Origin of the sequence: Sinomicrobium pectinilyticum, assembly GCF_003725735.1 — a bacterium.
GTDB classification, from domain to species: Bacteria; Bacteroidota; Bacteroidia; order Flavobacteriales; family Flavobacteriaceae; genus Sinomicrobium; species Sinomicrobium pectinilyticum.
The window spans coordinates 1-26,343 of the sequence record NZ_RJTM01000138.1; the positions used below are offsets into that span (position 1 = coordinate 1).

19 protein-coding genes are annotated in these 26,343 nt (G+C 44.1%); 14 read left to right on the forward strand and 5 right to left on the reverse strand.

Annotated features, from left to right (window positions below):
- Positions 1-173: 173 nt before the first annotated feature.
- A complete protein-coding gene (locus tag ED312_RS19780; protein ID WP_123217764.1) occupies positions 174-863 on the reverse strand; it encodes a LytR/AlgR family response regulator transcription factor in 690 nt (229 codons plus the stop codon).
- Positions 864-1,152: 289 nt separating this feature from the next.
- Here ED312_RS19780 and rpsF point away from each other — a divergent pair, with 289 nt between their 5' ends.
- From rpsF to ED312_RS19820, 6 genes are all read left to right on the forward strand, one after another.
- The gene (gene rpsF, locus ED312_RS19790) at positions 1,153-1,491 is read left to right on the forward strand and encodes a 30S ribosomal protein S6 (protein WP_123217766.1); all 339 of its coding nucleotides are present in this window, start codon (positions 1,153-1,155) and stop codon (positions 1,489-1,491) included.
- A 2-nt stretch (positions 1,492-1,493) separates the two neighbouring features.
- Positions 1,494-1,793 carry a 30S ribosomal protein S18 gene (gene rpsR, locus ED312_RS19795; protein ID WP_175545816.1) on the forward strand — a complete coding sequence of 100 codons (300 nt, stop codon included), beginning with the start codon at positions 1,494-1,496 and terminating at the stop codon, positions 1,791-1,793.
- A 13-nt stretch (positions 1,794-1,806) separates the two neighbouring features.
- Positions 1,807-2,262, forward strand: a complete 456-nt coding sequence (gene rplI / locus ED312_RS19800) for a 50S ribosomal protein L9 (RefSeq protein ID WP_123217767.1) — start codon at positions 1,807-1,809, stop codon at positions 2,260-2,262.
- A gap of 83 nt (positions 2,263-2,345) precedes the next feature.
- Entirely contained in the window at positions 2,346-2,822 is a 477-nt protein-coding gene (locus ED312_RS19805; protein ID WP_123217768.1) for a DUF6495 family protein, read from the forward strand.
- A 183-nt stretch (positions 2,823-3,005) separates the two neighbouring features.
- Positions 3,006-4,382 (forward strand): histidine--tRNA ligase, encoded by a 1,377-nt coding sequence (gene hisS, locus ED312_RS19810; protein WP_123217769.1) that lies wholly within the window; start codon positions 3,006-3,008, stop codon positions 4,380-4,382.
- A 454-nt stretch (positions 4,383-4,836) separates the two neighbouring features.
- Entirely contained in the window at positions 4,837-5,433 is a 597-nt protein-coding gene (locus tag ED312_RS19820; protein ID WP_123217771.1) for a hypothetical protein, read from the forward strand.
- 5 nt (positions 5,434-5,438) lie between these two features.
- On the opposite strand, the gene ED312_RS19825 is transcribed toward ED312_RS19820, so the two are convergent.
- The 4 genes from ED312_RS19825 to ED312_RS19840 all read right to left on the reverse strand — a co-directional run bounded on the left by ED312_RS19825 (position 5,439) and on the right by ED312_RS19840 (position 12,220).
- Complete coding sequence (locus ED312_RS19825; protein WP_123217772.1) at positions 5,439-7,433, reverse strand: tetratricopeptide repeat-containing sensor histidine kinase; 1,995 nt, start codon at positions 7,431-7,433, stop codon at positions 5,439-5,441.
- A gap of 286 nt (positions 7,434-7,719) precedes the next feature.
- Complete coding sequence (locus tag ED312_RS19830) at positions 7,720-8,679, reverse strand: DUF6929 family protein (protein ID WP_170164565.1); 960 nt, start codon at positions 8,677-8,679, stop codon at positions 7,720-7,722.
- Between the two features lie 226 nt (positions 8,680-8,905).
- A complete protein-coding gene (locus ED312_RS19835; RefSeq protein WP_123217774.1) occupies positions 8,906-11,134 on the reverse strand; it encodes an FUSC family protein in 2,229 nt (742 codons plus the stop codon).
- A 330-nt stretch (positions 11,135-11,464) separates the two neighbouring features.
- On the reverse strand, positions 11,465-12,220 hold the full coding sequence (locus tag ED312_RS19840; RefSeq protein WP_123217791.1) for an XRE family transcriptional regulator: 756 nt from the start codon (positions 12,218-12,220) through the stop codon (positions 11,465-11,467).
- Positions 12,221-12,321: 101 nt separating this feature from the next.
- Between ED312_RS19840 and ED312_RS19845 the strand changes: the two genes are divergently transcribed.
- The 8 genes from ED312_RS19845 to ED312_RS19880 all read left to right on the forward strand — a co-directional run bounded on the left by ED312_RS19845 (position 12,322) and on the right by ED312_RS19880 (position 26,087).
- Positions 12,322-13,536, forward strand: a complete 1,215-nt coding sequence (locus ED312_RS19845; protein WP_123217775.1) for a DNA polymerase Y family protein — start codon at positions 12,322-12,324, stop codon at positions 13,534-13,536.
- Complete coding sequence (locus ED312_RS19850; protein ID WP_123217776.1) at positions 13,536-16,496, forward strand: DNA polymerase III subunit alpha; 2,961 nt, start codon at positions 13,536-13,538, stop codon at positions 16,494-16,496. Before ED312_RS19845 ends, ED312_RS19850 begins: the two co-directional genes overlap by 1 nt.
- Positions 16,497-16,785: 289 nt before the next feature.
- A complete protein-coding gene (locus tag ED312_RS19855) occupies positions 16,786-17,307 on the forward strand; it encodes an RNA polymerase sigma factor (RefSeq protein ID WP_123217777.1) in 522 nt (173 codons plus the stop codon).
- Positions 17,308-17,631: 324 nt separating this feature from the next.
- Positions 17,632-18,636 carry a FecR family protein gene (locus tag ED312_RS19860; RefSeq protein ID WP_123217778.1) on the forward strand — a complete coding sequence of 335 codons (1,005 nt, stop codon included), beginning with the start codon at positions 17,632-17,634 and terminating at the stop codon, positions 18,634-18,636.
- 116 nt (positions 18,637-18,752) lie between these two features.
- Complete coding sequence (locus tag ED312_RS19865) at positions 18,753-22,094, forward strand: TonB-dependent receptor (protein ID WP_123217779.1); 3,342 nt, start codon at positions 18,753-18,755, stop codon at positions 22,092-22,094.
- Between the two features lie 55 nt (positions 22,095-22,149).
- On the forward strand, positions 22,150-23,577 hold the full coding sequence (locus ED312_RS19870) for a hypothetical protein (RefSeq protein WP_123217780.1): 1,428 nt from the start codon (positions 22,150-22,152) through the stop codon (positions 23,575-23,577).
- 128 nt (positions 23,578-23,705) lie between these two features.
- On the forward strand, positions 23,706-24,599 hold the full coding sequence (locus tag ED312_RS19875) for a hypothetical protein (protein ID WP_170164566.1): 894 nt from the start codon (positions 23,706-23,708) through the stop codon (positions 24,597-24,599).
- A 423-nt stretch (positions 24,600-25,022) separates the two neighbouring features.
- Complete coding sequence (locus tag ED312_RS19880; protein ID WP_206363290.1) at positions 25,023-26,087, forward strand: adenylate/guanylate cyclase domain-containing protein; 1,065 nt, start codon at positions 25,023-25,025, stop codon at positions 26,085-26,087.
- The last annotated feature ends 256 nt before the right edge of the window (positions 26,088-26,343 follow it).

A 26,343-nucleotide genomic window follows, 5' to 3' on the forward strand; every position in this document is an offset into this window, starting at 1 on the left:
CATACCGCAGTGTCCGTGTGGCATTTGATGTGGATTGTTATTGAGGTTATGGGGTGCAGGTTATAAGTTCGGTTTCCGAAACGGAGGCGGCTGAGTAACAGCCGAAGGCTGTTGTACCGAAGCCCCGGGTAACAGATTCCCGAACAGAGCCCGAAGAGGATTCTTTATTCCGGTTATTTCCCGAGGATTTCGGCCAGTTTGGCTTTCCGGTTGCGGCTTAAAGGAAGCTTGGTACCGCTGACTTCAACAACACGGCTGTTGTATCGGTCTACCTTATCCAGGTTGATAATAAACGATTTGTGAATCCGCATAAAGCGGGCTGCAGGAAGTTCCTGTTCAAAGGATTTCATGGTAGACAATACAATGATGCTTTCTTCTTCCGTGACCAGTTTTACATAATCTCCCAATGCTTCGATCCATTTGATCTCATTCAGGAAAACCTTGTGCTTTTTCAGGTTGCTTTTCACAAAGATATAGTCATCGTCTTCCTTGGCGGCCGTTTTCAGTTTGTGCTTTTCCAGGGCCCTCTTTACTGCTATTTCAAAACGCTCTACGGAAATGGGTTTGTGAAGATAGTCCGTGACATCATAGTCAAAAGCTCGCAGGGCATATTCGGCCTTACCGGTAATAAGGATTACCTGGGGCGGGTCCTGTAAGGACTCCAGGAGATCGAATCCGGTAATAATGGGCATCTCTATATCAAGGAAAATAAGGTCTACCTTTTTTAATTTTAACCCGTTTTTTGCTTCAATAGCATTTCCGTACTCAGCTATAAGTTGAAGGGAAGTATTGTTCTTAATAAGTTTGGCTACCGCCATTCGCTGAATATTCGAATCATCTACAATTATGCAATTCATCTTCATTGCTGTGCTACTGCCTTTTGGGTTAAGTTCTTTTCTTAGTACAAAAATTGTGCCGGGAGTATAAACCGATGGGGCGATGCTGTAAATAGTAGTTTATGTTCCGGAGGAACAGGTGTTCCAAATTATTGAGACAAAAATAATAAACAATTTTACAGTTTTTTTTTACTCTGACACAATTTTGGGTAAAAAAAAGGAGAAAATTTCTATTAGCAGAAATATTGTAGATATATTTTTTGTAATTAATTCCCAAAAGAGTACTTTTGCACCCACAAAATAAAAAAAAATAATTATGTACCATTACGAAACTGTTTTCATTCTTAATCCCGTTTTATCTGATACTCAGGTAAAGGAAACAGTTAAGAAGTTCGAAGATTTCTTAATTTCCAGGGGAGCGGAATTTGTATCCAAAGAAGATTGGGGGCTTAAAAAACTGGCTTACCCTATTCAGCACAAGAAAAGTGGTTTTTATCATTTGTTCGAATTCAAAGTAGCCGGGGAAATCCTGAACGCTTATGAAACCGAATTCAGAAGGGACGAAAGAGTTATGCGGTTCTTAACCGTAAAACTGGACAAGCACGCTGTAGCTTGGGCGGAGAAAAGAAGGAATAAATTAAACCAAAAAGCTTAGGAATTATGTCATCTATCGAACAACAGGCCAAAGGTAAAAAAGATGGGGAAATAAGATATCTTACCCCCCTGAACATTGAAACCAGCAAGGCTAAGAAATACTGCCGATTTAAAAAATCCGGAATCAAGTATATCGATTACAAGGACCCGGATTTCCTGCTGAAGTTCGTAAACGAGCAGGGTAAAATTTTACCTCGCAGATTAACGGGAACATCATTGAAGTACCAGAGAAAAGTGGCTGTAGCCATCAAAAGAGCACGTCACCTGGCTTTGATGCCTTATGTAGCTGATTTGTTAAAATAAAAAAAGGCAGACAATGGAATTAATATTAAAGAAAGACGTAGATAATTTAGGATTTAAAGATGACGTGGTAACCGTAAAAAACGGTTACGGACGTAATTATCTGATTCCTCAGGGTTTTGCCGTTTTGGCTACGCCTTCTGCCAAGAAAGTACTGGCAGAAAACCTCAGACAAAGAGCATTCAAAGAACAAAAGGTTATCGATGATGCCAAAAAAGTGGCGGATGCCCTTAATAAACTGGAAATAAAAATCACTGCAAAAGCCGGAGCAGGAGATAAACTGTTCGGTTCGGTAACTAATATCGACCTTGCGGAAGCACTGGAGAAAGAAGGACAGAGCATTGAAAGGAAGTTCATCAACATCAACGGTGGCAGTGTAAAAAGGACCGGAAAATACAATGCTGTTATCCGGCTGCACAGGGAAGTTATCATAGACCTTCCTTTTGAAGTAGTTGCGGAAGCAGCAAAGTAAATATTAAGATACAGATCTTTGAAAGTCGTCTAAAAAGTAATTTTTAGGCGATTTTCTTTTTTGGTTAAAAACCGGACGGAAATATGAAATACAGGAGACTCACAAAAGAACAACTGGAAGAACTGCACCCGGAGTTTATTAATTTTCTTGCTACACAATCCATTACTGCCGAAGAATGGGCAAAGATCAAAGAAGAAAGACCCGAAACGGCGGAGGAGGAACTGGATGTATTCAGTGACCTTATCTGGGAAGGTGTCCTCGCGAAGGTGGAATACCTGGAAAACATTTCTGCGCGGCAGATGCATTTGTTTTACATGACGGATAAGGAAATGAAGCTTATAGCCATAAAAATACTTAACCCGGATATCGATCTTACGACCAAAACGGGATTTAACTGGTTTAAGAAGCACTTTATGACGGATATGGTAGACATTATGACAGCAACCAAGGTATATTCCGCAGATAAGAACAAGGACAAGTTTGAACTTATAGAAAAGGGAGGAGTAATAACCAGGGGAGAACTATACCGCTGGTTCGATGAAATCCTCAGGGAAGAATAGAGCTTATCCCGATACTCCTTACCGGGCGGAACTTTGCGTGGAGGGAATGCTGCCATGTAACCAAAAATTATGATATTTGTCCTTATTAAAATGCGGTGTCCGAAGCTGTGACAGCGGAGTAAAAGGCAGTGTCCTTCAGCTTCGGGACGGATAAACACAAACCAGAAACAATCAGACCATCCAATGGCACAAAAACCAGGCATACCCAAAGGGACCCGGGACTTTTCTCCCGGGGAAGTAGCCAAGAGAAATTATATTATTTCGGTAATCAGGACCAATTTCGAACTTTTCGGGTTCCGGCCTATAGAGACACCTAGTTTTGAAAATTCTTCCACCCTTATGGGCAAATACGGGGAAGAGGGGGACCGGCTAATCTTTAAAATACTCAATTCCGGGGATTTTCTCAAAAAAGTAGAAGACAGTCTTTACGAACAGAAAGACAGTATGCAACTTACCGGAAAAATTTCGGAAAAAGCCCTTCGCTATGACCTTACCGTTCCTTTTGCCCGGTACGTGGTACAACACCAGAATGAGATAGATTTCCCTTTTAAACGCTACCAGATCCAGCCTGTGTGGCGGGCAGACCGTCCCCAGAAAGGACGTTTCCGCGAATTTTACCAGTGCGATGCCGATGTGGTGGGATCACAGTCACTCTGGCAGGAAGTGGAATTCGTACAGCTTTATGATACGGTTTTTACCGCACTGGGGTTACAAGGCGTAACCATTAAAATGAACAACCGGAAGGTACTTTCGGGTATTGCCGAGGTCATAGGAGAAAAAGATAAGCTGATAGACTTTACCGTAGCACTGGATAAGCTGGATAAAATAGGGGAGGATGGCGTAAAAAAAGAGATGCTGGAAAAAGGGATTTCCCAAAGTGCGTTAACAAAAGTACAGCCCCTCTTTCGTTTCGAAGGGACAACCGGAGAAAAACTCGATCGCCTGGCAGAACTTCTGGATACATCCGAAGAGGGTAGTAAAGGTGTGGAGGAACTGCGTTTTATTTGCAATACCATTGAAGAGACCGGGTTGCAAACAGCTGTTCTGGATCTTGATGTAACCCTGGCAAGGGGACTGAATTATTATACCGGTGCTATTTTTGAAGTATCGGCCCCGGGAGTGGCCATGGGGTCCATTGGCGGTGGCGGACGATATGATGATCTTACGGGAATATTCGGCCTCAAAGGTATTAGTGGTGTGGGGATATCTTTTGGCCTGGACCGTATTTACCTGGTGCTGGAGGAACTGGGACTTTTTCCCGAAACCGTAACTTCATCATCCCGGGCTTTATTCATTAACTTCGGGGAAGCGGAGGCTTTATACAGTGTCAGGGCCCTGCAGGTACTGAGAAAAGAAGGCATTAAAGCTGAACTATACCCGGATAATGCCAAGATGAAAAAGCAGATGCAATATGCGGATAAACGGGGCATTCCGTTTACGGTGCTGGTAGGAGAAGAAGAAATGAGCAAGGGCCATTATACCCTCAAGAACATGCAAACAGGTGAGCAAAAGGCCGTTTCCCTGGCGGAGTTGACCGCAACATTAGCAGAGCAGATCTAACCTGACCTGCAACTAAAATAACCTCTATCACAAATAGAAATAGCCATAAAACAAATTAAGTTCTGTATTTAATTTGCTTGTTTATGGCTATTTCATTACCCCAAACATACTAATTCACCGGTGTGATCCGGACAAAATTATCCCCTTTTATCCGGACGACCGGGATAGCGTTTAACAAATATAACCCGGCAGTATTCTTTCTGAAATCCCTGATTTCCGGTATTCTGGCAGACGGTGTTGATTTGGGTAACATGCACCTGCCAATAGCGAATACCAAAAACGAGAAAAAGATGAAAACCGGTCTAAATAACGGTTTTCCGGGATTTTCGGATTCACCTTATATTTTTATTTTTGACTGAAAATACACCCGTTATATACCTTGTGTGATAGTGATTAATTGAAGAATGAGAAGTCGGGTGGATTATAAAAGGCATTATATTAAAGATCAACAAATATGTACGATCAGTTCAAGGCAGACCGGTTCGACGGTACTACTTTACAGGCACTTGCCAATGACTTGCAAACCGCAGGATGGGAAATTCGGGTAGTCTGGAAGAAAGGGGCGAAAAAGAGGGATGAATACGGGGAAGGTGTGAATTTCCTGCAGTTGGAAAAGAATGGTAAATGGTTTTTCCGCCAGGTGCGGAACAAAGGGTTTGTCCGTTTCGGAAATATGGAGAAAGAAGAGGAGATCCTGTTTTTGCAGTTACTTAAAAAGTACAATTTATATTCGCAGCCGGAATGGGGCCTGGGAATAGTGTTGAGTGTCATCTATGGGTTACTGATATTTTTCCTGGCTTCTTCGAGAGATGAGGAATGGATGGGCATAGGCCTTTCTATAGCAGCACTATGTCTGGTTTCCTTTCTTACCATAGCATATCTGAGGTCAAAAGGAGAAGTGCCGGAAGGCTTGTACAGGGTATCTCTTATATTCGGAATAGCCGGTTATGTATTAACCGCTCTTTCTTCTTTGCTCTGTTTGCCTGTTATGAACAATATCTTTCAGAATTCCCTATACCATAAAGTAAATACGGCAGCGGCGTTGCCCTAGTTTTTTCAGAGAATATTGCACTGTATGCTAACCGATGTTCCGGTCCCTGGGCCGGAATGAATCTCCATTTCGCCTTCCAGCAGTTCTACCCTGGCTTTCAGGCTGGACATTCCCAGCCCGTTTTTATGGATGGCGGTCTCCGGTTCAAACCCTTTTCCGTTGTCTTCTATGGTGAGAAACAACATGTCTTCGCGTTGTTGTAACTGTACGAGTATATGTGTGGCTTCGGCATGTTTAAGGGCATTGTTTACCAGTTCCTGGACAATTCGGTATACTGTTACCTGTTTGTCTTTCGGGATGTTGTCACTGACGTGGATTATCTGGCAGGTGAGTGTAAGCCTAGGCCGGGATATTTTATTGCAGAATTGTTTCACAGCTTCTCCCAGTCCCTGTATGTTCAACACCTGTGGCATAAGGCTCTGTGCTATGGTGCGAAGTTCGTCTACCGCTTCGTCCATGTGTTTAAGTGCATTGGATACGTTTTTTCTGGATGATGTCTCATCTATGTCCCTGACGGAGTTGGAAAGAGAGAGTTTTATTCCCGACAGCAATCCGCCCAGGCCGTCGTGGAGGTCTTTGGCAATACGGCTCCGCTCATGTTCTTCCCCGTTTATTGTGGCATATAGCAGCGATATTTTGTGCTGTTGGTGCAGGGTGTCCATCTCCAGCTGGTGTACCCGTTTTTGTTGTGCGATAAGTGTTTTTCCTTTTTTATAGTACAGGTAATACAGTACGGAAATAATACACAATCCTGCAACTGTGATCAGTAAAAGCCATATCCCCATCTGATTTCGTACCAGTCGCAATTCTGCAGCTTCCATTTCGTATTGCAGATGTGCGATCTGTTTTTCCTTCTGAGCAGTTTCGTATTGTTTATCGAGTTCGTGCATGGTTTTGGTCAGCTCCATTTCATTAAGGCTGTCGGATACTTTTATGTATTCCGTGAAATAGTTATATGATTCCGGGTAGTGGTGTAGCTGATACTCCAGTTTTCCGAGTTTTTCGAGCCCCAGCAGCTGGAAGTGAAAGTCTTTCAGGTCGCCGCCCAACTGATAGTATTCTTCGGCATATGCCAGTGCTTTGCGGTATTGTTTCTGCGTTTCATAGACGTTGATCAGTCCTATGGTAGCATTGGACATGTAGTGCAGGTTTTTAAATTCCCTGGCAATTTTAAGGCTGGAGTTGTACAATGATTCCGCTTCTTTGTAGTTTTCCTGTTTGAAAGCGAGTTCGCCTTTGAGGTAATTCAGCTGGGCCATCTGGTCTACCGTATCCTTGTTCGAGTTCAGTATGTTTTCCGCTTCCTTCAGGTAGTACCCCATAGGCTCCAGACTGTCCATTTCGCTCAGGCACAAAGCTATGTCGAGGTGCCGCGTACCGAAATAGTAACTTTTTTTATCGGCTTCGCTATGGGTTTCAAGTGCTTTGGTGTAATATTCCAGGGCTGTGGAATACTGTTTTTTGTTAAAGAAAATAACCCCGAGATTCCTGTAACTAAGGGCCAGGTTGACAGTATCCTGTAACCTGACAAAAAGCGGGATGAGTTCCAGGTACTGTTCCTGCTGCTTCCGGATATCCCCGTTAACGCCATATAATGCGGCGGCATTAAGACGGATAAGCCCATTGAGTTTTTTACCGGCAAGAGAAGTATCGGCTTTTATGATGTTGCGGGCGGTATCCAGGTATTTTTGTGCATCTTCAAAGTGATACAGGTTGTAATAAAACCTTCCCAGGTTCCCGTAAATTTTGGTGGTGAGTATAATTTGTTTCTGCCGGTCGGTCAGGGATAGCGCTTCCTTGTAATAGTTCCTTATTTCCGTACTGTCGCTCATGGGTAGTCTGTTGGCTATGAGCATCATCAACGAGGCCCTCACGCTATCGGAGGTAGCTTGCTGTAATTCTTGCCGAAGACTGTCGGTGACTGAAAGTTCCTGTGACCTTCCGCAAACGGAAGAAAAAAGGCAGTATAATAGTAAAAACAGGGTAGAGGTGTGACGCATAGTATAGTTTTGGTTAAACAGCAATATTAAAACAGCTAATTAATAAAACGGAATTTCCTTTCGAATGGTATGGGGACTATAGTCCTTTACGGAGCGACAGGTGTAACCGTTTGTGATATGTATTTGTCATTTGCCGGCATCGGGAAACCCGTGACATTACGGAAACCGTATGCACTGGTATGAATGGGGGGAATACAAAAATAGATTACTTTTTCCGGAGGAACAACGTCCGGGCCCTTCTATTTTCGATAAATTGTCGTTTTTATATATGATTTATTGCAATAATTTACCAGCGTAACAGGGCTTCCAGCAATTCCGAATCCCTTCCGGTGTCATTATCGGTTACGAAGAGGACCTTTATATTCCGGGGAGAGGTGCTGTCCAGGACGGATACCGATTCTACTTTTATTTTTAACGGTGTATTGGCTTTATCTCCTTCGGAGAGCAGGACACAGGCGGGCTGATAGCTGTCTTTCAGCTTTGTGCAATCTATGATACCGGTAAAGCTGCCGAGTATTTCCCCGTCGTCGATGGCATTGGGAGTGTTTTCCACAGATGCGGTAAATATTATTTTATCTTGCCCGGGAATGGCAGTAGCCCCGGAAAAGCCGGATTTAATACCGTCTATAGAAGGAAGTTCCAATACGTACACGTTAGGTTCGGGATATGCTCCTTTATTTTCCAGGAATCCGAAAAAACCGGAAACAGGATATTCCAGTACTTTATTTTCTCCCCGCAGGAAAAAACAGATCCGGTTTTCCGGGGCTGCAACAGCTTCTATATTAAGTTCTCCGCCTTCGGGTATATGGCGGTCTCTGATCATGTCGTAAAACGGTTTCAGGGAGAAGGTACTCACTTTATTCCTGTTTTCCGTATCTACCTGTACCATGATATCCCGCTGGGGAGATAAGGCTCCGGAACCGAACAGGAATATTTTGTTGTTGATGATTTCCATGGCTTCAAAATCCGGTTTGTCCCGCTTGGGTATAATCTCGCCTTTGGACAAACGGATGTAACGGAAAACGGAAATCCTGGAAATAGGTTCGTACTTGCGGCTGAACCGGAACAGCCAGGGAGAATTATCGCCCGCAATATAAACCTGGTCTTCGGTTACCGCTGTTCCCGACGCCGATGGTACCCCGGGAAGTGACTGACGATGAACAATTTCACATTCGACAGAGGGGCCGGAACATGCGGAAGATACAATGGTGATAAGAAAGAAGTACAGGTTTCTCTTACAGATCATCGTATTCATATTGGATATAGGTTTCTGTTAATATTTATTGTTTTTTATCGGTCAGATGGAAATCGAAGATTGGCTTCGCCGCGTTTTAATTTGGCAAGCAAATTTTCAATTTTATGAACTCCATCGGTTAAAATATTAAAACCGTGGGTAATGCCCCGGTTGTTATGTCAAATTTGTTAATGACATTTCATATATTCTTGCTGTTTTTGTTTCCGGAGGAACCGGGTTACCTGCTTTTGCCGATATCCCGCACCGCCTTCACAATATTTTCGGAGAGATTGGTCAGCCCTATCAGGTGTTCAATGATCAGTTGTCCTTCTTCCATTTTCAATTTGAAATTATCATCATAAATCCCGTTGGATGCCATAATTTCCTTCTCCCGTATTTCTTTCAGTTCGGTAAAGCGCAGTTTCAGCATTTCTTTTACTTCAACAGTATCTACGGAAATATTATTCTGTTGCTCTTCATTGAGAAGCCGCATGGCGTTGTCCAGGTTGTTTATAATAGCCCCGGTAATTACGTTGAAAGCTTCCGAAGCTTTTGTTGTTTTCCGTGACTGGATAAAGGCCCCCATGGAAGCGGCAGAAGATAACAGGGTATGGTTAAGCACTACAAGGGCGTAGTATTGCCCGAGTTGTTTTTGTCTGGACCGGGGTTCCTGTGTCATTCGCTGGAAAGAGGCCATGAGGTTGCCGATTTCTATAAAAGCGTGTTTACGGGCAAGGCGGTAAGGGAGGGGGACTTCCCCCTTCCGGTTATAAAAAACAGATATCTCTTTGATATAATCCCTGGTGGCTTTGATGGAATTCTCCAGGAATGTCGGCAGGCTCAGGAACTCCCAGGAAGGCCACAGGAAATGATTGGCCGTGAAAGCCAGGATAGTACCTATAAGGGTATCTGCGATCCGGAACAGGATAACATCCCGGATATCGGGGGTAAGCATACCGTAAACAAAGATCACATAGAGGGTAATAAATGTGGCCCCGATCGGGTAATTGCGCTGGGAAAAGGAAAACCCGAGGACCATACAGGTCATGGCCAGTATGCCGAGAACAGTACTGTTATGTACGACGGAAATGATTCCGAAGGCAATAATTCCCCCGGCAAGGGTACCGATCGTCCGGTGAAAGGACCGCTGCTTGGTAAGCCCGTAACCGGGGCGCATGATCACTACGATGGTGAGGAGTATCCAGTAGGTATTTTGTATGGGCAGGACATTGCCTACCAGAAAACCGACAAGGATCGTCAGGGTAAGCCGCAGGGAATGCCGGAATATGGTAGAGGAGAAACTGAAGTTTTGTGTCAGGGTGATGGGAGCGTAGTGGATGGGGGTCAGTAACTTTTCCAGTTCCCTGTCCTTTCGTTTCAGATCATGCGGATTTATGGCATGGGTAAAAGTATATTCCACAACTTTTATTTTTTCCACCTGTTTTTCCACATAGTTGAACATGTTTGTCAATACCAGCACCTCGTCGGTGGTACGGATATCGGTATTTGTCTCGGCTTCGTAACGATCAATGGCTTTTTTAAAGGATTCCAGGTCTTTGAACGGATGGTGTACGGAAGTATATTTTTTCCTCTTTTCCACACTCTGTCCCAACTGGTTCAGCAAGGCTGCCAGGTTATATGCCAGGTGCCTGTATGCATTTAATACATAAGGGTGTCTGCTGAAGGTCTGGTGCAGTTTTTCGTGATCGAAAGAAGTGGCCATAGCCAGCTCCAGTATTTCCACCAGTTCTATATGTGCAATAAGCAATCTCCTGTTCTGGTTGGAGGAGCCACCTTTGGTACGGTTGCGTATCAGCGTTTCCCGGAGATTTTCGTGGATGTCGTTAAGTTCTATCTGCAGGGTGAGCAGTTTTTCCGTGATCTTGTCCCTGTTGGCATGAGTATCCCATAACCTTCCCCGTAATTTCAGGTATTTGGAAGTCAGTAAAATACATTCTGCCATTTGAAGTTCTGCATACCTGTATGGCCTTATGAAATAAAATATCATGGAAATACACAGGTAAAAGAGCCCTCCCCCGATCATAAACCCGGCGTGTTCCAGCAATGCCCAGCCGGTATAGCTGTGGCTGAAGGAAAGGGACATGGCCAGTAGTCCGGAAAAGGAGACGAGGGTGGCCCGGTGCCCGTAAACCGCTATCATGGATAGAAAGAATACCAGTAGAATAAGCACGGGATAAAATATCCAATGGCTTATCGCAGCAAGGCTGATGATCACGGTACTTCCCGTAGCGATCAGGTTGGAAGCCAGCATACCGTTTACCCGGTGGCGCAGGTTGCCGGGGATGTCACTGATAAAGGTGAATAGCGCCCCCAGGGCTACTGTAAAACCAATGCTGAAAAGGTCCAGATAGGAGAATAATATAACGGGGGTGGCCGCGGCTACGGTTACTTTTACTGCCCTGATAAAATCGGTACTTTCTAAAAATTTCTGGAGCTGGCGATTCATATTCCGGATTACTAATGACAAAAGTAAGGATAACGAGGATATTTATTAAGAAAATACGTCGATTTAAAGTTGTATTGATGAATGCATATTTTTTGAACGGAGTGATTTTTTCGCCACGGATATACGGATATGGAACTTCTTAGCTGTTTATTGGGTAATTAGGAGTTGTTTCAATGCAATAATCCGGTTTTGTACCTGAAAAAATACAGCTCCCCCCGAATTTACAGGAGTGTTACCTCCTCTTGAAAAGATATTGAAAGAAAACATAAAATCCCCGACTACCCTCATCAACTCCAAAACTACCAACTCCCAAACTAAAAGACTCCCCGCCTACAATAACCGCTCGCGTATTTCCTTTAGTTCGGACCGGATCTCTTCGGCCCAGGTACCGAAGTTGTTTTGTGGGATGTCGAACTGTCCGGATATTTTACTGACTACCTTCCATATTTCCTTTACTTCCCCGATGCCGGTCTCAATTACAGGATATTCCGGATTTACGGATATGAGCCGTATTTTTTCTCCGGAGATTATTATCTTTTTTACGACTACGGTATCCGGAAGGACTACTACATATATCTGGTTCTCCTTAACGTCCGTTATTTTTTCCTCCGCACGGGCAATGACCCATTCGCCGGAGTGCAGGACGGGATACATACTGTTACCTTCTACCTGGAATCCCCGGTAAGAGGCATTGCGGTATTCGGGCAGGGGCAGATCGAAAGCGGGGAGGGATTCGTACCATTCGGGGTCCTGCAAATTGTGTGCGTATCCGGCGGAAGCCTTGATATTTACCAGTACGATATTTTCATTTTCGGAAGAATTCAGCGTTACCACTTTTGGTAATACGCTGTGTTCCGCAGGACGCAGGTATTTCTGTTCGCTTTTACCGAACAGCCACAGGGGGTTGATCCCGAATTGTTCGAGCAGGGCGGCGACCACTTCCCCGGAGATCCTGGTCTTTCCTCTTTCGATATCTGCAGTGGAATTCCTGATCCCCAGGCGTTCCGCAAAAGCCTGCTGCGTCAGGTTCAGTTCCCGGCGAAGCATTTTAAAACGCTGCATTTCGGTATTTAAACTTTTGGACATAAGACAAATATAGGTCTTAATTTGGAAAATATCCATAAATTTTTCGGATTATTTCCTTTTGTTTGGAAAAATTCCATATTTTTGGAAAAATTCCTGGAAATATGAACCGGACAATCCTGCACCTGGACCTGGACACATTTTTTGTCTCCGTAGAGCGATTGCTAGACAGTCGTCTCAGGGATCGTCCTTTGCTGGTAGGAGGGCTCAGTGATCGTGGCGTCGTGGCCGCGTGCAGTTATGAGACCCGTCCTTTCGGTATACACAGCGGTATGCCGATGAAACTGGCCAGGGAGTTGTGTAAAGATGCCACGGTGATCCGGGGAGATGCCGCTACATATACCAGGTATTCCGGGGTAGTCACCGAAATAATCCGGGAAAATGTGCCCTTGTTCGAGAAGTCCAGTATAGATGAATTCTATGCCGACCTGTCGGGGATGGACCGTTTTTTCGGTACTTATTGCTATGCTTCCGAGCTACGGCAGAAAATTATCCGGGAAACCGGGCTGCCGATATCTTTCGGGCTTTCCATCAACAAGGTGGTATCCAAGGTCGCCACCAATGAGGCCAAGCCCAATAACCAGATGCAGATAGAGCTCGGACGGGAGAAGCCTTTTTTAGCCCCATTGTCCATAAGGAAACTTCCCATGATAGGTGACAAGACCTACCTGACCCTGCGTAACCTCGGGATAAAGCAGGTGAAGACCTTGCAGGAAATGCCGGGGGAAATGTTGTACCGTGTGCTGGGCCGTAACGGGCTGACCATCTGGGAACGCGCAAACGGTATAGACACTGCCCCGGTAATTCCTTTTTCCGAACGAAAATCAATTTCAACCGAACGTACTTTTGACCGGGATACCATAGACGTACACCTGTTGCGTACGCTATTGGCCGCTATGACGGAAAACCTGGCCTTTCAGCTACGTCGCGGAGAAAAACTTACAGCTTGTATAAGTGTAAAGATCCGGTATTCCGATTTTCAGACCTACTCCAAACAATTGAAAATTCCGTACACCAGTGCCGATCATATACTCATCCCCAGAGTATTGGAACTGTTTCACCAGTTGTATAACCGCAGGCTGCTCGTACGCCTTATCGGGGTGAAATTCAGCCACCTGGTACACGGTAACTACCAGATCAACCTTTTTGAAGATACCGAAGAAACCATACGCCTCTACCAGGCTATGGACAAGATCCGCCTGCGGTACGGGGACCGCAGCATTACCCGGGCCTCGGCCCTGGGCGTGAAGACCTTAGGAAGAATGACCAATCCTTTTAACGGACAACCTCCAACCATTTTAGCACATAGAAAACTGTAATGTATTTAAACTGTCACACCTATTACAGCCTGCGCTTCGGTACGTTTTCCGAAGTAGAGCTCCTGCAACTGGCACGGGAAAATCACGTAACGCAACTGGCCCTGACCGATATTAACAACACTTCTGCCTGTCTTAATTTTATCCGTAAAGCGGAAGAAGCGGGCATAAAACCTATCGTAGGGGTGGATTTCAGGAACGGAACAGACCAGCAATTCGTCGGAATAGCCCGAAATAATGAAGGCTATACCGCACTTAACGGTTTTTTATCCGGATATCTTCATGAGCACAAAGATCTTCCCGTGCGGGCTCCTGTTATTCCGGAAGTGATCATTGTATATCCGTTGAAAAAGATAGAACAATACCGGTTCGGGGATTTACGCGATGACGAGTATATAGGTGTTTCCGTTCGGGACCTGCCGAGGCTGACATTGTCCGCATACCGGCATTTAAAAGATAAACTGGTGGTCCTGCAACCCGTGACTTTCCGGAACAAAAAAGATTTCAATGCCCACAAGTTATTGCGGGCCATAGATAACAATACCCTGCTCAGCAAGCTGTCCCCCGAAGAAGTGGCTTCGGAAGAAGAAAGAATGTATCCCCCGGAAAACCTGTACAAAGCTTTCGGAGAATATCATTTCATCCTGGAGAATACCGCCCGCCTGATGAAAGAATGCCGGATAAATTTTGATTTTTCCGCTGCGAAACAGAGCAGTAATCAACAAACCTATACCGGGGACAAGACCAGGGATGAAGAATACCTTCTGGAACTTTGTATGCAAAATATCCGTTATCGTTATCCCGACGATCAGCAAATGGCCCTGGAACGCCTGCACCGGGAACTGGAACTTATCAGGCAAAAGGATTTTGTGTCTTATTTCCTCATCAATTACGATATTGTGGATTATGCCAGGGGAAAAGGATACTTTCATGTAGGAAGGGGAAGCGGGGCTAACAGTATCATAGCATATCTGCTGGGGATCACGGATGTAGACCCGCTGGAACTGGATCTGTATTTCGAACGCTTCATTAACCTTTTCCGCAGCACGCCCCCCGATTTTGATATTGACTTCTCCTGGAGGGACCGGGACGATGTTACGAGGTATATCTTCGATCATTTCCCCAATGTGGCTTTATTGGGAACATATGTTACCTTTAATTACAAAGGAGTGGTGAGGGAACTGGGCAAAGTATTCGGTTTGCCCAAAAAAGATATCGACCGCCTGAGCGAAGGCAATTATAATTCTGATGAACTGGATCAGCCCTCTCAGCTTGTCCTGAAGTACGGGAAACTCATACAGGGAATGCCAAGTCATATCAGTGTTCATTCCAGTGGTGTTCTCATAAGTGAAGTTCCCCTAAACACGTTTTCGGCTACCTTTTTGCCCCCCAAAGGATATGCAACGGTACAGTTCGATATGCATATCGCCGAAGATGTAGGACTGTATAAATTTGATATTCTTGGCCAGCGCGGACTGGCCAAGATCAAGGAGACCCTGGAGATCATCAGGTATAACCGTCCGGATGAACCTCGCTTGGATATCCACGATGTCAACCGGTTTAAAAAAGATAATAAGATCCATAATATGCTGGAAAGTGCGCAGTGTATGGGGTGTTTTTATGTGGAGTCACCGGCGATGCGGATGTTACTCAAAAAACTGCAGGTAGATAATTACCTGGGGCTGGTAGCTGCCAGTTCGATTATCCGGCCTGGAGTGGCCAAAAGCGGGATGATGCGGGAATATATTCTGAGACATCAGGACCGCAAACGTGTGGAACAGGCACATCCCGTTCTGCTCAAGATCATGCCGGAAACCTATGGTGTAATGGTATACCAGGAAGACGTGATAAAAGTTGCCCACCATTTTGCTGGACTTACCCTGGCCGAGGCGGATGTACTGCGGAGGGGAATGAGCGGGAAATTCCGCTCGAGAGCAGAGTTCGGGGAAGTAGAAGATAAGTTTATAGCCAATTGCAGGCAGAAAGGGTATGAAGACGAAGTGATCTCTGAAGTCTGGAAGCAGATAGAAAGTTTTGCCGGATATGCTTTTGCCAAAGGGCATTCTGCTTCCTATGCCATAGAAAGTTATCAGAGTCTGTTCCTGAGAGCATATTATCCGCTGGAATTTATGGTGGCTGTGTTGAATAACGGGGGAGGATTTTATCGGCCGGAGATCTATATACACGAAGCCCGGATGCTGGGAGCTACGGTTCATGTTCCCTGTATTAACTACAGCCGTATGGAAACGAGGATATCCGGAAAGGATATTTATCTAGGTTTCGGGTACCTGAAAGACCTTGAAGACCGGGTGTGCCATCGTATACTGAAAGAGCGAGATAAAAACGGCATTTTTACATCCCTGGAAAACTTTATGGACAGGGTTTCGATAAGTGTCGAACAACTGGCCATATTAATACGCATCGGGGCGTTCCGCTTTACGGGGACAGATAAATACGAGCTGTTATGGCAGGCCCACTTGCGGCAGGGGGTAGTGCCGGGAGAAGAAGAACAGTACAGGTTGTTCAAGGCAAACCAAAAAGAATTTGCCGTACCTGCACTGCAAACCACCAGGCTCGAAGCTGCATTTGACCAGCTGGAACTCCTCGGGTTTTGCCTGAGCAGTCCTTTTGAATTATTACAGGAAAAACCGAAGAGCAATAAAGGAGCACAGGATCTTAAATACACTCAAGGCAGGTACATTGATATTTACGGTTATCTCGTGGCAGTAAAAAAGACGCAGACCCATAAAGGAGAAGAAATGTTCTTCGGCACTCTTATCGATCATTACGGGGAAGTGTTCGACGTGGTTATCTTTCCCCCGGTTGCCAGGAATAACAGGTTCAGGGGGAAAGGAGTATACAGGTTGTACGGAAAGGTTGTCGATGAGTTTGGTTTTTTAAGCATAGAAGTAGTTAAGATGCGGAAGGAAGATTATATCCGTGACCCGCGGTTTGAGAGCTGAGAGTACCAGGCAATTTTTGCGTGTTGCGAACCTTCGCCCGGACGTGGAGACGAAAAAATGAAAATAAAGTTAATATTCTGTAAATTTTAGAAGATAATGAAGCGGGACGAAAGTGGTCCTTTGTCTGTAACCTAAGAAGAAAAGGTGTCTTTTTATTCGGATTGTTTTTGGTTTCGTAAGAAGTCTTTTACACTATATTTAAATTCAAAAGGTAACATTCCGTTAACAGTAACAGAACGGGGAGCCTTTCTTATATTTCTAAATTAGAGCTGCAATTTTTTTTCAGGGAATGACAGCTAAAAACGAAATATTTTTCAAAAAGTTGTTTGAAGAAACACACGGCAAGGCTTTTAATTTTTTAAAAGCATTGAGCAAAGACGAAAATGTTGCCCGTGAAGTTGTGCAGACATCCTTTATAAAAATATGGAAAAATATAGAGAAATTTAAAAATCATCCCAATCCGCAAGCCCTGGTCTATACCACCGTGAAAAATGTTTTCCTGGACGAAATGCGTAAGCAAAACAGGCTGAACGCGGTGTTAACTTCCATTGAAGAGAACGAACACCTTAACCATACCATTGCCGATACCGGCGAAGACAGCAGCATTGCGGGAGAAACTTTCACCGAGGTACATCGTGCCATAAGAAAATTACCGGAGCGCCTGCAACGGATTTATACCTTATATCAGTTCGAAGAGTTGACCCCGCTGGAAATTGCCGATACTTTACAACTATCCATTACTACAATAAGGACCAATATAGAAACAGCCAAACTCTTTCTCAGAAAAGAACTGAGAAAGTATAGGAATTAACGGGAACAGGTGTAGTTGAGGATGAGAGACGGATAATTCTTCTTTCTTTTACCTTTCTTAATCTATGCATCGAAGAGCAGCAGCAATGGAAAGTATCCCGGTGCCGGAAAACATTGAGAACAGAGAGGCTCATGACTGCAAAATGTATTTTCCGAACAGGATTTTTCCAGTTTTTTAAATTAAACAGGTTCGGCAACAATCTCCAATTCCCGGGTTGACCCGCGGCTTGTTTCCCTTCTCCTTAACTTTAATTTTATTCCTCCGTAACATTAACTTCATTTTTTTAATGGCCATCCGTCGTTCTACAAATGAATCAAGAGAACAATGGACTGTAAATTGTTAGAAAAATATTGGGAAGGAAAATGTTCTGCCCGGGAAGCGAAACAGGTGGAAGAATTTCTTAGGGAAAATCGATCGGAGGCAGATGTCTCATTGCAGAAGGCCTGGGAACATGCCCCTACATCTATTTCAGACAAAGATTCTCAACGTATTCGCGAGGGAGTTTTTGCCATTGTAAAAGCAGATATGGGTAAAATAAGGCACCTTTCCGTATCTGCATTTAGAAAATCCCTGGTAATAGCTGCTTCTTTTTTACTGTTTTTGGCCGCAGGGAGTACAGCCTATTTTATGTATCAACCCCGGACCGCGCATTGGATTGTGGTTAATAACATAAGAGATACGGCGAAAGAAATAGAACTGACGGACGGAACAAAAATATGGTTGAAACCCGGTTCTTCCATATCCTACACAGATGAGTTCGGAGAACAGGAAAGAAATATAAAGCTGAGGGGGGAGGCTTATTTCGATGTCGCGAAGGATTCTTCAAGACCTTTTCAGGTACGGACTGAAAATATTACGACCAGGGTACTTGGTACCATGTTCAATATCAAGGCATATGAATTCGAAGAAAATATTCAGATCGTCCTTTCCGAAGGTTCGGTCAGCGTAACGCTTAAGGAAGAAGAAACCGAAAGGGAAATCGCAAAAATGCACCCGGGAGAACTATTGAACTTCGATAAAATAAACAACAATACCAGCGTAGATGCCATAAGGAACAGCGGAGAGGAATTGTATAAAGGAAATAAACTGGTATTTCACAATACTACAATACAGGAGGCCCTTACCAGAATATCCCGCATATACCGGATGGAGATAGATATGAGTACCTTATCTGCAACGGACAAGGGGAAACATGTTTCCGGAGTATTTCACAATACAACACCTGTGGATGCCATGCAAAGAATATTATTTATCCACCATATGGTGCTGGAGCAAAAGGATGGGAAACTACTGGTTAAGAGAGAGAAGCAACTAATAGATAGCCAATAAAAAAGCGTTGCTACCAACAACGCTTTTTTCAAGGTATGCAAAGACATTAATAATAAAGACCGATCGGAAAATCAAAAACCAATAATTATTAATTAATCTATACATACGTATAATACATGAAAACCAAAATTAAGGAATACTGCTTAATTATAAGCAGGGATTCAGGAAAAGTATGTCTTTTATTTTTCTTCTTTGTAAGTCTGTTAAACGCCCGGGGTATTACCGCCGCAGGCCAGGAATCCGGAGACAGCCTGCGGGAATTTATGGAGAGACTGATAGCGGAAACGGAATACAGTTTTTTATTTGATGAGTCCCAGTTAGAGAAAGTTGCTTTAACAGAAGATATAGCTATAGCCAACAGAACAATAAGAGATATACTAAGGGATGTGAACAAGCAGGTCCCCATAGAATACAATATTGAAGGCCGGAATATTTCAATACGGCTGAAAACCAGGTTGCAACAAAAGACCGGGAGATTGAACGGCCACATTTATGACGATCAGAACGTTCCCCTTCCCGGAGCTAATATTATTATAGAAGGCAGTAGCGGGGCTTTGGGAACATCTACCGGATTTGACGGGGATTATGATATGCAATTGATTCCCGGAATCTATACGGTAAGGATAAGTTATATATCCTTTGCTACCCAGCGTATTACCGAGGTGGTAATCGAAGCCGGAAAGACAACTACCCTGGACGTCGTGTTACAACCTTCCAGCGAAACACTTGAAGAAGTAGTAGTTACAGCCGAGTACGATCGCAGGGCTAATAACGTGGCCGCCCTGAATGCCATCCGGAAAAATGAGGTCACCGCGATAGACGGGATTACGGCAGAACAGATAGCCCGTACCCCCGATAATAATGTAGCCCAGGTCCTTACCCGTGTTACCGGACTGCATGTACAGGATAACAAATACGTAGTAGTACGCGGGGTTTCGGAGCGGTATAACAATGTGGCCATGAACAATGCCCTGATGCCGAGTACGGAGGCCAATCGGCGGAACTATGCATTTGATATTATTCCCAGTAATCTCATAGAAAGTGTTATAGTACATAAAACAGCCAGCCCCAGTCTGCCCGGGGAATTCACCGGCGGGTATGTGAATGTAAATACCGTTGAGATCCCTGGAGAAAACTTTCTTACGATACAGATAGGAACAGGCGGTAATAAAAATACCTTTGGCGATTTTTATTCCTTGCCGCGCTATAAGAATGATTACCTGGGGTTGTCAAGTTCTGACAGTAAGTTGCCTGTGTTGGCTGATGATTTGAGAAAATCCGCTTCGATTGGGATAAATGAGGACGAATTACTGCCGCTTTCTAAACAAATGCCGGGAAATGATCGTTTCCGGATCACCCGTTATACCCAGCAGCCTACCCAGGATTATGCCATTAGCCTGGGAAAGATCATCGATCTCGCTGGCGATGACCGCGTGGGGATGACTGCAGCTCTGACCTACAGAAATGAACAGACCGAGCAGGGTTATTTTGAAGAAGAACCGGGCAACAGGCTGATTTCCGGGGGAAACCGCTATAATTTCCTGACCCGTCTCGGTGGGGTGCTCAATGCTACTTATGCTTTCGGTACTCATAAAATCAGTCTTAAAAATACCTTTTACCAAAAACTGGAAACGGAAAGCACCATCTATAATGGTATAGATTCGGAAGGACCGGCAATTACAGGGGTAACCGAAGAACGGATCATCAATAGTTTCGGGCAGAGCACATTAAAAGGGGAACACCGTTTGGGCCAGCGAAATAGCAAATTGGATTGGAATCTGGGTATTGCCAGTTATACCAGGGACCAACCAAACAATATCCAATATGAAGGACGAAGCGTGTCTGCCCGTTTTAGTAATGATGACAGAGCACTTATTTTACAGGAATACCGTAATCCCCATTTTCCTTATGATTCATATGTTACTAACAGGCAGATCGAAAGCCCGAAGGATTATTACAGCAAATATAAGGAGAAGCGGTATACCCTTGGAATGAACCTGGAAATACCGTTTTCCACGACCAATAATAAGAACAAATTATCGGCTGGTTATGCCGGAAGTATACGGAAAACGGATTTTGATCAGTCCAGGTATGTGATTACTCCTCACGGCGATACAGGTGCCAATCTTTCGGACTTTGCAGGACTTCCTGTGTATAAGATACTTAATCAGGACGCTTTTAACAAAGAACTGTTCCATTATTATCCGCAATCTGTCGGAGTGGGCGGAGTAACCGGTCTGGGCAATGGCTATCAGGGCTCACAGAATCTGCATGCCGGATACCTGTCTTTAGATGCCTACCTGTTTGATAACCTGCATTTTTCGGGAGGACTTCGGATGGAATATAATGATATGAGGACCGATACCGGGATCAGGGAGACGGACCGAAATGAAGATACCGGCGTAGTTACCATAAGTGAAGAACCGGAATCTTATACCATATATGAAACAGATCTTTTACCCTCAGCCAATCTTATTTATGAGGTGACTCCGCAAATGAATGTCCGGGCTTCCTATTTCCGTTCTCTGGCCAGGCCCGAATTTACGGAGTTGGGTAAATATACCTATTATGATTATAATTTGCGAACTGTGATAGTATCAGGTTATAACGATACCGATGACGAAGGAAATCCGATACTTTTAGAGCAGACAACGGTGGATAACCTGGAATTACGATGGGAATTTTATCCCACTCCCGAAGAATCTTTTTCGATTTCGGGCTTTTACAAAGATTTTGATAAACCCATTGAACTTCAGTTAGATGCAAATCAAGGGAGTGCTACGCCTTTAAGGGCTAGTTTCTATAACCTGAAGAGGGCCACTAATTATGGTGTGGAGATCGATTTCCGCAAATCGTTCGCTTTCCTGAATTCTACATTTGGCGAAAATCTTTACCTGTTTGGCAATGCTTCTTTGATATGGTCGGAAATTTACTATGATCGGGAACAAGTCCCTGTAGATACAGGCGAAACAGATGAGGAAGGCAATCCTATATATAAGCTGGCCGTAGTCGAAGAAAACAGGCCGTTATACGGCCAGGCTCCCTATATTGTAAACGGGGGATTACAATACACGGGCACGCACTTTGGTTTCACGGCCAGTTATAACCGGGTGGGCCCCCGTATCGTATTGCCCAGTGAAGAGTCTTTTTATCACGAATATGAAAAACCACGGGATGTGCTGGACCTCCAGTTCCGCTATGCCTTTTTACAGGACAATCGCGCGGAAATCAAACTGAACCTTGCCGATATTTTTAACGATCCCGTTATCCGCTATTATAACAACATAGATCCGGAAACCAAGCAGGTCCGGGCCGACATTGTCCCGCATGAGAGCGGAAGCCTGCGGGTGCCGCTCTCCGATCCCAGCAGAGAGGACTACAGTCCAGAATACGACCTGGTACGCCGCAGGTATGACCGTCAGCGGAGTTTTACCGTCAGTTTTAAATATACCTTTTAAAAAAGAGCCTATTATTTTAAGTGATTTATAAATAACAACCTTAAAAACAAATCCTATGAAAACCAAATTTAGCTTACTTGCTATGTCTGTAGCCGTTTTACTGACAAGCTGTTCTAAAGAAGACCTGGTCGAAGAAAGCGACCCGAACCTTAACGCGGAATTTGCACTACTTTCCGTAGGTGTGGACAACAGAAGCTGGCCTTCTGCCAACGGAACCATTTCCGGTTTGATAAATACCAATACTACCCTGACCAATGACAAGGTATGGTTCATAGATGGCCCTACCTTTGTGGCTGACGGGGTTACGCTTACTGTAGAAAAAAATACGCTGGTAAAATGGGTAACCCAGCCTACCAGCGGAAGTGCTTCTTACCTTTTGGTAGAAAAAGGAGGCCGGCTGGTAGCCGATGGGGAAACTCCTGCGGAATCTATAGTATTTACTTCCGATCAGCCCCAGGGTAACAGGGCTGCCGGAGACTGGGGAGGTATTATCCTGCTGGGAGATGCTCCTACCAATCAGTCCAATACAGAGAAGATAGAAGGAATTCTGGATAGTGATATTCCTACCGGTATCAGCGTAGAGTTCGGAGGTTCCAATCCTGGTCATAATGGAGGAACCCTGCGGTATGTACGTATCGAATATGCAGGGCGTGACCTCGGCGGAGGTAATGAGATCAACGGCCTTACCCTGGGAGGTGTAGGTAACGGAACTACCCTCGAAAACATCCAGATATCTTTCGGTAAAGATGATGGCTTTGAATTTTTCGGAGGTACTGTGAATGCGAAAAACCTTATTGCCTTCGGAAATGCCGACGATGACTTTGATTTTGATTTCGGATATTCCGGACAAATACAGTTTGCCGTTGCCCAGAAAGTTCCCGGAGTTGATTTTTCCGGCGATCCCAATGGTATAGAATGTGACAATGATGGTAATGGCAGTAGTCAAACACCGATCACCCGTCCCGTATTATCCAATTTTACCATTCTGGGAATGGGTTCTCAATCTGCCGCTGCACCTACCCTGAACGGTAACCGTTGGAGAAGAAATACCTCTTTGGTATTCCGTAACTCCATAATTGCCGGCTATGATGACAGGGGAGTGCTGTTTGATGGAACGGCTGTTGTAAATAAACTGGATAACGTGTCTGAGTTTATGCATAACATGGTACATTCTTATGCTACTGCAGGGGGGGTAGTAATGCCTTCATCGGCCACAAGCAAAGCCAATTACAATAATAACATTACCAATTCAACCAATCCTGATTTTATGGATTTGGTAAACCCCTACAGTACCTCTAATCCTGATTACCGTATTAGTGCATCACCTAATCCAACACTTCCGATATATCAAACGAATTTTACAGGCTCACTTTCTACGGGGTTCTTTAGCAGTGTACCCTACAGAGGGGCTTTCGGACCAAGTGGAGGAACAAGATGGGATGATAACTGGGCGTCTTATCAACCTAACAGCAACCCATATTAATTTATCTTAAAAAGCTTAAAAATAATAGGAAAGAAGTACGGTGGTAACAGCCGTACTTCTTTAAATAAATTAAGGTTGGAAAGAAAATAAAGAACAGCTTTAACCAGGACAATATTAAAATAATACATATGAAAATTTGCTACATAAAATCAATGGAAAAAAACAATTTATGCTTGCTGGGACTCTTCTTTGTCAGTATTCTGTGGAGTTGCGATACCGAAGGCGATCAGGTAGAAGAAGAAACCTATGTACAAGTCCGTTCTTACGGATTCACTAAAATAGGAGATACCGAAAATGAACTTGGGTTTTATATTAACGGAGATTCTTTAGGGCCATCCGATAATTATTACACCAAGGGGGCAGAATTACATATAGAGTTAAAGAAAAAAGAAAGCGGAGAAGTATTGCTGGACAGTACACGGATCGCTGTTTTTGGAGAAGATATAGCCATTACTGCTTTTTATACGGGAGAGATTGTCATTCCCATGAAACCATTAACAGGTGAAGATAAGGAACCTGCATCGGAGGGCTATAAAAAAGTCCGATATATCAACTTTATAAAAGATGGCGGGCTTTTGGAAGGAAGAAATTTAACTTTAGAAGTTTACGGTGTGTACTATACGGGAACGAATGCTGCGGGCTTCCAGAATGAAGCCATGACAGATGGTCCAATATATGTTATTGAAAATATTGGTACGGATGAATTTACGCCGTTTATAGAGCTTCCCGAACTGGAAACAGTAAATGCCAATACCGGCCTGGAATTAGAAAAAATAGTAGCTAAAATATATGATGCAAATACCGGAGACCTCCTTATGGATGCCTATGAAGAGGAGAAAGAGGTTTTTCCCGGTTTTCCCGATTGGGGAACGAATGTAAGTGTTCAAGGGATACAATTGGGAGGTTTGAGAAATGCTACCTGGAACATTACAACCATACAGCTTAACGGGTACTGGTATGAATATAATGGCGAAATGCTTTATTATTATAATGAAACCGGCATAGATGCTTTAAGTGAATAAATGCTTTAACTATGGATATGCGTAGTGCTTTTAACCCAATCTGGATATCAGTTTAATGTTGGTTATACCATATAAATAAAAATCAAAATATTATTTGAACTTAACCTTTCTTGTGCCGGGATACTGCCCGTTTCCCAACTTCCTCCATGCCCGGCATATCAGCCCGCCCGGGCCATAGTCCGGAGACCGGAGTTCCGTATTTCGAAACCGCCTTTTCTTCGGTCTTCGGTCTTTTTAGGTTTTTACACATTATTTTGTTCATGTCCTTAAAAGACATCGGATATTCTTTTTCCCCGAAGATGTTAAAAATGCTTAAATTAGCTTAAACCATAAAGCCGGACGGGGAATTACCTTTTGCTATCTTGTCTAAGCGGGAATATCAAACTTGTGAAAAGAGGACTTCAACTTAAGCTGAAACAGTTAATGATCATCATACTAGCCTGGATGGCTATCGGATTTATCATTGCGGTTTACGATCATCTGATATTGCATACCAATACCTCTTTGGGACCTTCGGACGATTATTCCTTTGCCATATCAGCGATGCGGAACGTGGGAGCGGGGCTTATAGGTGCTTTACTTGGAGGGAGTTTACTGGTATTTTATGTCAATGTAAAATACCGCGATAAACCCTACGGATACACCCTACTGTTCGTAAGTGTGACTTTTATCTGTATTATAGCACTTATTACACTAATCATGGCAGCAATAATAGTGCCTATAAAAACCGGCAGGCCATTGTATGACCCGATGTCGGAAGAGGCATTCTATGCTTTTGTAACAGATAGTTATCCGATAAAAAACGGGCTCGTATGGTCTTTTATCGTAGCCGTCACACAATTGCTGTTACAGATGAACAGTAAGTTCGGCCCGGATACCTTCTGGAATATCATTAAGGGCAAGTACAATACGCCTAAAACAGAAAAACGGATATTCATGTTCCTGGACCTCAATTCGTCCACAACCATAGCAGAACGTCTGGGTAACGAAGCTTATCACGCTTTACTCAAGGACTTTTTTGCGGATATTACGGATCCTATCCTGGAAAGCAGGGGAAATATCTATCAGTATGTAGGTGATGAGGTCGTTGTGGTATGGAAGTTTAAAGAAGGTGTGGAAAACCTGCAATGCCTGCGGTGTTTTTCCGAAATGAAAAAACATATCGGGGAAAAGAAGGAAAAATATATCTACAGGTATGGCATAGTACCTTCCTTTAAGGCAGGAATACACTGTGGCAGAGTAGTAGCGGGGGAGATCGGTGTAATTAAACGGGATATTACCTATTCCGGGGATGTATTGAATACCACTGCACGCATCCTGGGTATGTGCAGCAGGTTTCACGAAGAGGTCATAGCCACATCCGATCTGCTTTCCGAACTGGATTTAGCAAGGGGCTTTACCATCCGGAACCTGGGGGCCATCAAGCTTAAAGGGAAGGAGCAAGAGGTCCTGCTTATTGCGGTAAGAGAGACGGAAGCGGATCAGTAGCCTGAAGTTTGAAGCTGATGAACCAGAGGTTAAGGGATAACGGACTTTTGGACAAGGGATATACAAATGTGTGTGTTTCATCCTTTGCGCAATATTAACGGTACGCCTGTCGGAAAACGATATTCCCCGGCAGATACCTCAACGTTTTTATGGAGTTTTTAAACAAGTAATATCCGTGGCCCGATAGATCGACATATACTTCCCTGCTTGCCTCTTCCTGTACTATCGGAACACGGACTGAAATAAGTGCTTTCCG

What these genes read in the sequence shown, in the direction of transcription:
- rplI (WP_123217767.1), top strand. Translation starts at nt 1,807, where the DNA reads ATGGAATTAATATTAAAGAAAGACGTAGATAATTTAGGATTTAAAGAT.
- ED312_RS19805 (WP_123217768.1), top strand. Translation starts at nt 2,346, where the DNA reads ATGAAATACAGGAGACTCACAAAAGAACAACTGGAAGAACTGCACCCG.
- ED312_RS19835 (WP_123217774.1), bottom strand. Translation starts at nt 11,134, where the DNA reads ATGAATCGCCAGCTCCAGAAATTTTTAGAAAGTACCGATTTTATCAGG.
- ED312_RS19840 (WP_123217791.1), bottom strand. Translation starts at nt 12,220, where the DNA reads ATGTCCAAAAGTTTAAATACCGAAATGCAGCGTTTTAAAATGCTTCGC.
- ED312_RS19855 (WP_123217777.1), top strand. Translation starts at nt 16,786, where the DNA reads ATGACAGCTAAAAACGAAATATTTTTCAAAAAGTTGTTTGAAGAAACA.
- ED312_RS19830 (WP_170164565.1), bottom strand. Translation starts at nt 8,679, where the DNA reads ATGATCTGTAAGAGAAACCTGTACTTCTTTCTTATCACCATTGTATCT.
- ED312_RS19875 (WP_170164566.1), top strand. Translation starts at nt 23,706, where the DNA reads ATGAAAATTTGCTACATAAAATCAATGGAAAAAAACAATTTATGCTTG.
- ED312_RS19850 (WP_123217776.1), top strand. Translation starts at nt 13,536, where the DNA reads ATGTATTTAAACTGTCACACCTATTACAGCCTGCGCTTCGGTACGTTT.
- ED312_RS19865 (WP_123217779.1), top strand. Translation starts at nt 18,753, where the DNA reads ATGAAAACCAAAATTAAGGAATACTGCTTAATTATAAGCAGGGATTCA.
- ED312_RS19825 (WP_123217772.1), bottom strand. Translation starts at nt 7,433, where the DNA reads ATGCGTCACACCTCTACCCTGTTTTTACTATTATACTGCCTTTTTTCT.
- rpsF (WP_123217766.1), top strand. Translation starts at nt 1,153, where the DNA reads ATGTACCATTACGAAACTGTTTTCATTCTTAATCCCGTTTTATCTGAT.
- ED312_RS19820 (WP_123217771.1), top strand. Translation starts at nt 4,837, where the DNA reads ATGTACGATCAGTTCAAGGCAGACCGGTTCGACGGTACTACTTTACAG.
- ED312_RS19880 (WP_206363290.1), top strand. Translation starts at nt 25,023, where the DNA reads ATGATCATCATACTAGCCTGGATGGCTATCGGATTTATCATTGCGGTT.
- hisS (WP_123217769.1), top strand. Translation starts at nt 3,006, where the DNA reads ATGGCACAAAAACCAGGCATACCCAAAGGGACCCGGGACTTTTCTCCC.
- ED312_RS19870 (WP_123217780.1), top strand. Translation starts at nt 22,150, where the DNA reads ATGAAAACCAAATTTAGCTTACTTGCTATGTCTGTAGCCGTTTTACTG.
- ED312_RS19780 (WP_123217764.1), bottom strand. Translation starts at nt 863, where the DNA reads ATGAAGATGAATTGCATAATTGTAGATGATTCGAATATTCAGCGAATG.
- ED312_RS19860 (WP_123217778.1), top strand. Translation starts at nt 17,632, where the DNA reads ATGGACTGTAAATTGTTAGAAAAATATTGGGAAGGAAAATGTTCTGCC.
- ED312_RS19845 (WP_123217775.1), top strand. Translation starts at nt 12,322, where the DNA reads ATGAACCGGACAATCCTGCACCTGGACCTGGACACATTTTTTGTCTCC.